At 38.9% G+C, this 9,307-nt stretch carries 8 protein-coding genes and 2 pseudogenes (1 of these 10 cut by a window edge); all 10 read left to right on the forward strand.

Features of this window, described 5'->3' with window-relative positions; genetic code table 11:
* A pseudogene (locus tag HMPREF3106_RS09550) lies at positions 1-32 on the forward strand (it extends 50 nt beyond the left edge of the window).
* 753 nt (positions 33-785) lie between these two features.
* Complete coding sequence (locus HMPREF3106_RS05985; protein ID WP_070445023.1) at positions 786-2,678, forward strand: BglG family transcription antiterminator; 1,893 nt, start codon at positions 786-788, stop codon at positions 2,676-2,678.
* Positions 2,679-2,696: 18 nt separating this feature from the next.
* Positions 2,697-3,014 carry a PTS lactose/cellobiose transporter subunit IIA gene (locus HMPREF3106_RS05990; protein WP_070445026.1) on the forward strand — a complete coding sequence of 106 codons (318 nt, stop codon included), beginning with the start codon at positions 2,697-2,699 and terminating at the stop codon, positions 3,012-3,014.
* Between the two features lie 24 nt (positions 3,015-3,038).
* Complete coding sequence (locus tag HMPREF3106_RS05995; protein WP_005606543.1) at positions 3,039-3,359, forward strand: PTS sugar transporter subunit IIB; 321 nt, start codon at positions 3,039-3,041, stop codon at positions 3,357-3,359.
* A gap of 12 nt (positions 3,360-3,371) precedes the next feature.
* A complete protein-coding gene (locus HMPREF3106_RS06000) occupies positions 3,372-4,727 on the forward strand; it encodes a PTS sugar transporter subunit IIC (protein WP_005606541.1) in 1,356 nt (451 codons plus the stop codon).
* Between the two features lie 93 nt (positions 4,728-4,820).
* Positions 4,821-5,324, forward strand: coding sequence for a GrdB-related putative oxidoreductase (locus HMPREF3106_RS06005; protein ID WP_070437419.1), 504 nt, complete (start codon positions 4,821-4,823; stop codon positions 5,322-5,324).
* Positions 5,325-5,339: 15 nt separating this feature from the next.
* Positions 5,340-6,302: a glycosylasparaginase gene (locus HMPREF3106_RS06010; protein ID WP_070437420.1), complete on the forward strand. Its 963-nt coding sequence runs from the start codon at positions 5,340-5,342 to the stop codon at positions 6,300-6,302.
* On the forward strand, positions 6,299-7,435 hold the full coding sequence (locus HMPREF3106_RS06015; protein ID WP_070445029.1) for a Sapep family Mn(2+)-dependent dipeptidase: 1,137 nt from the start codon (positions 6,299-6,301) through the stop codon (positions 7,433-7,435). The genes HMPREF3106_RS06010 and HMPREF3106_RS06015 overlap by 4 nt, the downstream gene beginning before the upstream one ends.
* The gene (locus HMPREF3106_RS06020) at positions 7,432-8,169 is read left to right on the forward strand and encodes a copper homeostasis protein CutC (protein ID WP_070445032.1); all 738 of its coding nucleotides are present in this window, start codon (positions 7,432-7,434) and stop codon (positions 8,167-8,169) included. The genes HMPREF3106_RS06015 and HMPREF3106_RS06020 overlap by 4 nt, the downstream gene beginning before the upstream one ends.
* A gap of 11 nt (positions 8,170-8,180) precedes the next feature.
* Positions 8,181-9,075, forward strand: a pseudogene (locus tag HMPREF3106_RS06025) (haloacid dehalogenase-like hydrolase).
* Positions 9,076-9,307: the final 232 nt, after the last annotated feature.

The raw sequence follows: 9,307 nt of genomic DNA on the forward strand, positions 1-9,307 counted from the left end.
CGTCATTCGTTGGTTCGAATCCAGCTACCCCAGTCCTGCAGGCACCGATTCTGGTGCCTTTTTTGTTGCCCAAAAACCGCCTCTCAAAAGCACCCACCTTGTCCTTCCCGTCCCTCCGCCTGAAACAATTTGTAATTTACTTATTCACTCAATATGTGATATGTGCTAAAGGAAAATCTATAGAAAGCAGTAATTAAATGGAGTCTCAAAAGAACTCCTAATGGATTTCATCATAATAACAATAAGGTAATCGCAAGCAATGCGAATTACTGAGGGTTAGCGATTGATCACTTACCCTCAGTTTAAGGCTTGCTACCCTTGAGATGAAGGCTCGAGGGGGTGCCGTTATTGCTGCAGCGCACCTTGTTGTTTTGGTTTCCCCACCTGAAACCATTTGTAATTCTCTTGTTGACTGGATTTTGATTGAGTAGTTGAAAAAGATGTCTCGAAAGAGTTGAAAAGTTCCATAGTAGCAGTAATAGGGGATAGCGTTCAAAGTGAATTACGACCTCTTGAAATTGATTTTCTAGAGGTCGTTTGAATCTTGAAAGAGCTTGAGACTTCGGCTCAAGCCGGTGCCCTATTACAGCTACTATTAGAAACTTTTCAATCGAAGAGACATCTTTTTCTTTTTAGCACACCAATCATCCAAAACCTGTCAAAAAGTAAGAAAATTTACGAATAATTTCACGAATGGGCTAAAATTTCCTAACAATAGGAAAAGATTTTAGGTATAATAGATGTGAAGAATTTGGTATAGTCAAGTTGAGATGGAGGGGATTTTTATGAAACAGCGTCACCAACAGTTATTGCAACTACTATCTCGTCAAGAATGGATGAAAGGGAGAGAGCTTGCGACCTGTTTGGGTGTGAGTACTCGAACGGTTCGACTAGATATTGAACATATTAATCAAGAAGCTCCTCATATCATCCAAGCAAATCGTCAAAAAGGGTATCATCTTGTAGCCTTTCAACAAAACAGATATATTACAGCATTGAATCCGACAAAGACTCCTCAGGACAATGAAGAACGCAGTGTTCATTTGTTAAAACAACTATTGTTTAAAGAGGATGGAGTGTTTATTGATCATTTTTGTGAACAGTGTTTTGTAAGCGCTAAAACTTTTGAATTAGTTCGAATTCGTGTTCAACAGAAATTGCAAGAATATGAAGGTCTGTCATTACAGTTGAACAATGGATTTTTACAATTAGAAGGATCTGAAACGAGCAAAAGAAAACTGTATAGAAATCTATTAAAAAAAGAAGTGGGAGAGGACTTTTTAAATAGTAGCGAGTTAATGCAAGTGTATCCAGAATTGGATATGGAACATATTCAGTCAATCATTTGGGATAAACTAAAGCATAATCGCTATTCTATTCGTAAGTCACTGATGCCATTTTTACTGCTTCATATGGGGATTGTATTACAACGGATTAAAGTGGGACATACCGTTCAAGAATTTTCGCAGGATGAATTGGATTTGGAAGTAGAGTATCAGATTGTGCGCTCTATTTTCTCCAAAATTCTAGAAGAAACAATCATTCCAGAAGCTGAGGTGGTATCTTTTGCCAAACTTTTAAAAGCCTATCATAACTCTGATGCCGTTGAATCAAAAATTTCTTTTCGTGGAGAAATAGTCGATTTAGAAGAAGTAGTTAGACAAATCGGAGAACAGCTTTACAGTATCATGGGGGTTTCTTTTATAGAACAAGAAGATTTTACCATGCGTTTCCAATTGCATTTGCAAGGATTTTTGGAACGAGTACAGCTGAATTTGAGCTTACCTAATGTCTATGTTCAAACCTTTAAACGACAATACCCTCTAGTATTTGATACGGCCGTATCGATTAGTCAATATTTGATGTCAGTCTTTCAATGTGAGATGACAGAGGAGGAAATAGGATTTATCGCTCTACATATTGGAGCAGCATATATGCAGCGAGTTAAACCGCAAAAATTACGTGCGATTCTCATTGCGAATACACAGTATCCACTCATTGCAGGAAGTGTTAGTCGCCTGAAAGATCAGTTTTCTCATCGTTTAGATTTTGTCGTGGAGCAGAGTACATTTACGACTGATTTATCGGAATTCTACGATGCAGACTTGCTCATTACATTTGACCAAATAGAGCATCCCCTTGAAATTCCAACTGTTCGTTTAGGACTTTTCTTTAATACTCAAGATGAAATTCAGTTGATAAAGGTGATGAATACCTTAGAGACAGAACAAATGAGTCATAAGATTCGCTCGCAAATCCCGGATTTCATGAGTGAAAAGTTCTTTTATGCGAACATCCAGCCCAATAATCGAGATGAATTACTCCATGAGATGGGACACCATTTAATTCAAGAGAATATCGTTACGAAGGAGTTTCTAACCTCAGTTCTGGAGAGAGAAAATTTATCTTCGACGGATTTTGATTATGCATTAGCGATTCCTCATCCATTACGTCCAGAAAGTAAACGATCAATGATTTCGATAGCCGTTTTAAAAGAACCCATTCAGTGGAATCATTTCCCTGTTAAATTGGTTATTTTACTGGCACTCAAAGAAGAGGATATGGAGTTTATGCAGCTGTTTCTAGGATGGTTAGGAAAGCAGTTAGATTCTCCAGAAAAGATGATGTCATTATTAGAAGCAAAAAATGTGGAATCATTTATAGAAGCGATTCGATAGAAAGAAGGAGGAATAAGCATGGAAGGTATCGAATTAGTCTGTTTCAAGATGATTAGTGCCTTGGGGGCTGCAAAATCCAGTTTTATGGAAGCTATCCAAGAGGCTAAATTAGGAAACTTTGATAAAGCTAGAAATTGTATTGAAGAAGGTTCCAATTTTCAAGTGGAAGGCCATGAAGCGCATTTTGGTCTTTTACAACAGGAAACTTCTGGAGATTCAGTGACATTATCATTGCTATTGGTCCATGCAGAGGATCAATTAATGAGTGCAGAATTTCTAAAGATTACCGCAGAAGAAATTATTGCGCTATATGAACGTTTAGAAGCTATCAAATAATAGAAAAGAAAGGAGGAAATAGAGATGAAAAGGATTTATTTATTTTGTAATGCGGGAATGTCCACAAGTTTAGTGGCAAGTAAAATGCAAGAAGTTGCAGATAAGCATAATTTGCCGTTAGAAATAAAAGCGTTTCCAGATCCAAAACTAGATGCTATTTATGAACAATATCATCCAGATGTTATTTTATTAGGGCCGCAAGTGAAATTTAAATTTAATGTGGTACGGGATAAATATGAACCAAAAGGCGTTCCAGTAGATGTTATCAATTTGGAAGATTACGGGAATGTCGATGGAGAACGTATTTTAAAAAGAGCTATACAATTATTGAAATCAAAAAAATAGGAGGTCAGTGACATGTTTTCTAAGTTAGAAAAAGTAATGGGTAGAGTTGCTGAAAAACTTAGTACGAACAAAGTGCTCGTAGCTATTCGTGACGGTTTCTTAGTAGCAACACCATTAATTATTGTGGCATCTATTTTCTTAGTGATTGCAAATTTCCCTGTTCCTGGATACAGCGAATTTATAGCCCAATTCTTTGGACAAGGCTGGGAAAAATCAATGGATGCGGTGATTGATTCAACATTTAGTATTCTTGCTGTACTAGGTGCTGTTGGTATTGGGTATGCTTATGCGAAGCAATTAGAAAGTGATCCGATTGCAGGGGGAGCATTATCCCTAGTCTGCTTCTTAATTATGACACCTAAAGTTCATCCCGATTTTGTGAATGCAACTACCAACAAAGTGTTTAATGGATTCTCTCTAGGACATTTAGGATCTGCAGGGATGTTCTTAGCAATGATTACAGCGATTGTTTCAGTTCGCATTTTCGTCTTTGTTCAAAAACGCGGTTGGGTCATTAAATTACCAGATGGGGTACCACCAGCAGTTTATCAATCATTTGCAGCATTGATCCCAAGTATGTTTGCAATGTTCTTCTTCTTTGCAGTGTACTTATTATTCTCATTAACAGAGTATCAATATGCACATACATTCATTTACAAGATTTTACAAGCACCATTATTAGGTTTTGGTAGAAATATCTTCTTTGAACCAATCTATCAGTTCCTATCTACATTGTTCTGGTTCTTTGGTATCAATGGACCTGCCGTAACGAATACGGTATTTAATCCAATTCACTTAGCTTTAACAACAGAAAACTTAGAAGCGTTCAAAGCAGGACTTCCATTACCAAATATTTTTACAGGTCCATTTGGGGACTTCTTTGGTAACTTTGGTGGTGGAGGTAGTACTTTATCACTAGTATTCCTTATGGTCTTCCTTGCTAAATCAGAACGAATGAAGAAACTAGGTCGATTAGCCATCATTCCTGGTATCTTTGGAATTAATGAAATGGTTACATTTGGTTTGCCTGTTGTATTAAACCCAATTATTGCAATTCCATTTATATTAACACCTTTAGTAAATATTGGATTATCAACACTTGCGACCTTATGGGGAATCATTCCTTATACGACGGGGGCATCTCTTCCTTGGACAACACCATTCTTCTTCTCAGGTTGGTTATCAACTGGTAGCATTGTAGCGGGATTCTTCCAAATTGGATTAATTATTATCGGTTGCTTAATCTACTATCCATTCTTTAAAGCATTAGATAAACAATACTTACACGAAGAAGAAAATGCAGGTATGTTAAAAGGCGATGAGCTAGATGATGTTGACTTAAACGACTTATCTTTTGATGATTTGTAATCTTTAGAAAAAAGGAAGTCATTAATTTCATAATGAAGAGGGTGGTATGCGGGGAACGGCATGGCCACTCTTTTTCATAGAGAGGGTGAGAGTATGCGAGTGTTATTACTTTTTGATCAAATTCAAGCAGGATATGGTGGAAAGGAACGCGCAGATACGGAACTAGGATTAGAAAAGGGAGGAATCGGCTCCTTTTTAATGTTCAAAGATGAATTTACAAAAGCAGGATTAAGTGCGCTAGCGACGATTTATTGTGGACCTGATTATTTTCAAGCGCATAAAGAAGAGGTCATCCATAAGATTCATAATCTTATTTTGAAAACGAAAGCTGAGGTACTATTTGCAGGCCCGTGTTTTAATTATGATACGTATGCTCAAATGGCTGCGGAAATTGCATTAGCCGTACAAGAACAAACGGATTGTAAACCCTATGTGATTTGTTCAAAAGAAAATGAAGAAACGATTGCGAATTTTAAAGATAAAATCATTATGTTAGAAATGCCTAAAAAAGGAGCAGTAGGATTGCGCGAAGCTTTAAGTGGAGCCATTGCGATTATTAGTGGCGAAAAAGAAGCGCGGTTGCAACAATTTCAATAAAAGAGGTGAAGAGTCATGTGGGGAATGATTGCAACATGGAGAATGGCACTAGAAGGAATTCAAAAAGTAACCCCTAGTCTTTCTAAGGAAGGAGTTGCAGGGGACGCCATTGAAGGAGCGATTAAAGAAGTAGAAGATTTTCCTTATTTTAAATCTGTAGGATATGGTGGTCTTCCAAACGAAAAAATGGAAGTGGAACTGGATGCCGCTTATTTAGATGGAAGTCGTTTTGATTTTGGAGCAGTATGTGCGATTAAAAACTTTGCCAATCCAATTTCGATTGCAAGAGAACTCAGCCATTATAAAGTGAATAATGTGCTCGTAGGACAGGGAGCGCAAGAGTTTGCTAGAAGCCGTCATTTTGAAGAAAAAGAGATGTTGACGGATCGCGCCAAAATTCATTATCATAATCGCTTAAAAGATCTAGAACAAGAGCAACTTTCTCCATATGCAGGCCATGATACTGTAGGAATGGTAGCATTAGATACGCATGGAGATATGGTTGCTGGAACGTCCACTAGCGGACTTTTTATGAAGAAACCTGGTCGAGTGGGCGATTCTCCGTTCATTGGCTCAGGACTTTATGTCGATAGTACCATTGGCGGTGCAACGGCGACTGGACTAGGAGAGGATTTGATGAAGGGAGTTATTTCTTACGAAATCGTCCGCTTAATGAAAGAAGGGCTCTCTCCTCAAAAAGCGTGTGAAAAAGCGGTGAAAGAGTTGGATGCTCGGCTAAAGAGAACGAGAGGAGAAGCAGGGGATATTTCAGTGGTTGCGATGAATCGAAATGGAGATTTTGGTGCAGCGACGAATATCGATAACTTTTCATTCGTGGTAGCTACCAAATCCTTAGCGCCAACGGTATTTCGAGTACATCCTCAACCAGATGGCACAATGTCTCATGAGCTAACGTCTAAAGAATGGTTGGAATCGTATTTAGAAGAAAGAATGAAGCCTTTGGAGGTTAAAGAATGAATCGAGAAGAGTGGATTAATCGACTAAAAGAAGTACAACCAATGCTTTTTGATGGCTTAAGACGAATGGTGGCGATTCCTAGTATTCGAGGAAAAGAGGAACCCGATGCCCCATTTGGAAGAGGACCTAAACAAGCGCTAGAAGAAGTTTTAAAAATTGCAACAGAATTAGGGTTTCACACTAAAAATATCGATGATAAAATTGGGTATGCCGAATATGGAGAAAATCGTGCAGATGGTGCTTATTATGGGGTTTTTGGTCATGTGGATGTCATGCCTCTTGGGGAAGGATGGAATTCTCCGCCACTTAGTTTAACTCTTCGAGAGGGGAAATTATTTGGAAGAGGAACTTTAGATAACAAAGGGCCCATTTTATCGAATTTATATGCTCTATATGTGTTGAAGGAAAATGGAGTGACCTTTGACCGTCCCGTGCGAATCGTGTTTGGGACGAACGAAGAGACCGGATTTGGATGTGTGAAGCACTATCTCACTAAAGAAATTCCGCCGACGTTTGGGTGGACGCCAGATTGTAAATGGCCCGTTGTATACGGAGAACGTGGAAGATTAAAAGTAAGAGTATCGCTGCCAGAATCGAGGGTGGTAGATTTGTATGATTTTGCAAATTGTAAATTATTGCATACAAATCACCGTGGCGAAGAACTAGGGATTGCCTATCAAGATGAAGACTTTGGGATGATGCAACTAAGGGGAGAAACCTTTGGGATAGAAAAAAATCAGCATTATGTTGAATGGACGATGTGTTATCCTGCCAGTTGTACAAAATCGGATTTATTAAACCAAATCACTGCACAACTGCCAGAAAAGGCGACATTAGAGGTTATTTCCCATTGGTCTCCAGTGCTATATGATAAAAGTTCTAAGTATGTCCAAGCGCTTCAGCAGGTATATACTGACGTTACTAAAAGCGATAGCATTCCTGTTACGACCACAGGGGGTACGTATGCAAAAATAATTCCTAATATTATTGCGTATGGGCCAAGCTTTCCAGGTCAAAGAGATATTGCGCATCTACCAAATGAATGGATAGGGGTCAAGGACTTAGAAACGGATACGATAATTTATGGACTGGCACTCTTAGCGTTATCGAACATGAAAGAAGGTATGAAATGACCATTGTAGAAGTATGTGCGGGAAGTATTGAAGATTGCCTCATTGCCCAAAAAGAAGGAGCTCACCGCATTGAATTAAATAGTGCGTTGTTTCTAGGGGGATTAACCCCCAGTTTAGGAACATTGAAAACAGTGATTGATAAAGGAGTGACACTCCCTATCATCTGTATGGTTCGCCCGCGCGGAGCAGGTTTTTGTTACACTCAGGAAGAATTTGAAAGTATGATGTTGGATGCAAAACTATTATTAGAATCCGGTGCAAGTGGACTCGCTTTTGGATTTTTGAAAGAAGATAAAACGATTGATTGGAATCGTACAAAACAAATGATTGACTTATGTCAGCAATTTCATGCAGAAAGTGTATTTCATAAAGCTTTTGATATTGTTCCTGATGTATATGAAGCGATTGAGGGATTAATTCAATTAGGATGCACGCGAATTTTAACAGGAGGACAACAAGCTAACATCGAAGAAGGAATCCCTTTACTAAAAAAATTGCAAGAAAAATATGGTGAAAAAATACAGCTCCTTTGTGGGGGTGGTGTGACTAAAGAGAATACTCAATATTTAATCCAAGAAACAGGAATTCATCAAATACACGGTAGTTTTAAAATGTGGAAGGTTGATCCAACGACAAAAAATCATGGAATGAGTTATGCCTATCACGAAGGTGGAGACTACGAACAAACGAATGAACTTTTATTAAAAACAGTAATGGCACTTATTAATCGTTAGGAGGAGTTAAAATGGGTAAAAGAATGCTTTATTGTGTTGCGAGTGACTTTAAAAAAATGAGAGGAAACGCACTAAAAAAAGCGATTGAAGCAGCAGAAGGTAGAACGGTCTGTTGTGACAGTTTGTGTGAGACCGACGTTTTTGAATGAACTATCCAACGCAGAAATTGCAAAAGCATTTGGAGCGGATATGGTCTTATTAAATGGATTTGATTGTTTCGACCCACTGATTTTCGGAGCAGAAGAAAGTGAGAATCCAGTGCAACGAGTTAAAGATCTCAGTGGCTTGCCGATTGGAGCTAATTTGGAACCAGTGGACGAGCATGCAGAAATGTTAGAGTCGAGAATTGAAATTGCCCCCGGAAGAAAATGTACAGCTGAAACAGTATCTAGAGCTGAAAAACTCGGTTTAGATTTTATTTGTTTAACTGGAAATCCTGGTACAGGGGTGACGAATGAAGCTATCGAAAAATGTATTTCGATGGCAAAATCCCATTTTACAGGAATCGTAATTGCTGGGAAAATGCACGGAGCTGGTTCAAAGGAACCCGTTATGAATGAAGAGATTGCGAAGAGATTTATTCAAGCAGGAGCGGATGTTCTATTAGTGCCAGCGGTCGGTACTGTACCCGGATTCACGGATGAAGAACTAGTGGCTATCGTTAAAGTGGCTCATGCGAATGATGCACTTGTATTATCTGCGATTGGAACAAGCCAAGAAGGGTCTAGTAAGGAAGTAATCGAACAAATCGCTATCCGTAATAAAGTAGCTGGCGTGGATATTCAACATATTGGAGATGCTGGATACGGTGGTTTAGCAACCGTAGAAAATATTTACGCAATGTCGGTTGCGATTCGAGGGGTTCGTCATACAGTAGCTCGTATGGCACGCTCAGTAATTCGATAATAAAAAAGAAGAGCACACTAGCTTTGAGGGCTGGTATGCTGGTTTTTTGTAGATGTAATTAGTGAAGTTGAGTTCGCAAAAGCATAGGCTCAAGCCTTTCGTGTTTTGTCCGCACGGTCTTTCAGACCGCTTACGGCAAAACCGCGAACCGTCATCGCCTATAAGCGCTTTTGCTCACATCCTGTAGTTGAACTTGCCATCGCAGAAATGGCGTGCGTTTCCCGAAACGTCC

The sequence above is a fragment of the Granulicatella sp. HMSC31F03 genome, assembly GCF_001807725.1.
GTDB lineage: Bacteria > Bacillota > Bacilli > Lactobacillales > Aerococcaceae > Granulicatella > Granulicatella adiacens.